Source organism: Pseudomonas sp. NPDC096917, assembly GCF_044762555.1.
Lineage (GTDB): Bacteria > Pseudomonadota > Gammaproteobacteria > Pseudomonadales > Pseudomonadaceae > Aquipseudomonas.
Genome location: NZ_JBIWEO010000057.1, coordinates 1 through 1,313, shown reverse-complemented (window position 1 = coordinate 1,313; position 1,313 = coordinate 1). Strand labels below are relative to the sequence as shown.

Here is a 1,313-nt window from a genome sequence, read left to right as displayed (position 1 = left end):
TGTCTAGTCCTGAAATAGGTTTACACCCATTTCAGTCTCAAAACGCCCGATGCACCGCATCGGGCGTTTTGTATTTCAATGCCAGATGTGGCCGCTCCGCGTTGTAGATCAGCACCGACTCATCAACCATTTTCACCGCTTCGGCCAAGTCCTTGGGACGATGCAGCAGAAACTCTGTTTTCAAGATGCCGTTGACCCGTTCTGCCAAGGCGTTCTGATAGCAGTCATAGCCATCGGTCATTGAGCACCTGATTCCATGCCTGGCATGCAGTCGTTGATACAGATCGGAGCAGTACTGTGCTCCGCGATCTGAGTGATGGATCAGTGCTTGCGTGGTTTGACGCTCACCAACAGCTTTGTGCAACGCCTTGATCACTGACTCTGTATGCAGACTCTCATGCACATGATGACCAACGATCTTGCGTGAGTAGGCATCGGTTATGAGGCTTACGTAGGCCACACTTTTCTGCGTTGGCAGATAGGTTATGTCCGCAACCCAGATCTGCTCAGGCCCACTGGCGACGACTTGCTCCGGGCCCGCTTTGAGCAAGTTGGGATGGCGGCGAAAACGATGATGGCTATGAGTCGTCTTATGGTAAGCCCGCTTGCGCGGAACGAGCGCTCGCGCCTCTCTCAGGACGGCGAACAAGCGGTCTCTGCCCACGCACAGCGATGCCGGGGCCTCGGAGCCCATCAAGTAATGCAGCTTGCGCGTACCGAGTCTTGGCTGGCGCCGCCGCTTTTCCAGAACGAAGTCCATTATCTTCTGGTCCTGGCAGGTCTTGGCGTCAAAAGCTCGGTTGCGTTTGTAATAGGCTTGGCGCGAAATGCCCATGAACAGGCAAGCCCTGGTGATACTCAGGCTTTGGATTTGCCTTTGCGAGAGGACTTGCCGGGTCGCTTTTTTATGACAGAAACACCGTAGTCGTTTTTCAAAACGTTCACGACAGCTTCAAAAAACTGAGCCTTCTGATTGCTCAGCGCCAGTTGTTCTTCAAGCTCTTTGATCCGCTGTTCGGGTGTCAGCGGGAGGGTTTGCTCGGTCATGGACCTGCTCCTCGGCACTCGAATTGATGCGCCCTGGCTCCAGTCCTGCCGACCATGTTTGCGTAACCAAACCAGTACCGTGGACCGGCCCTGAATGCCGTAGCGCCGTTGAGCCTCTTTATAACTCAACTCGCCTTTTTCGACTTGGTCTACGACCGATATTTTAAAAGCCAGCGTGTAATCACGCTGACTGCGCCTTTTTCCCGAATCCATTGAGTCCTCCTGAAGATAGGTCAGAAGGTGTAAACCCTATTCAGGACGGGACA

At 53.7% G+C, this 1,313-nt stretch carries 1 protein-coding gene; it reads right to left on the bottom strand.

Features of this window, described 5'->3' with window-relative positions:
• Window positions 1-37: 37 nt before the first annotated feature.
• A protein-coding gene (locus tag ACIQYF_RS23750) for an IS3 family transposase (protein WP_402866740.1) occupies window positions 38-1,260 on the bottom strand; the annotation gives its coding sequence in 2 pieces (ribosomal slippage) (window positions 38-909 and window positions 909-1,260; 1,224 coding nt in all).
• Window positions 1,261-1,313: the final 53 nt, after the last annotated feature.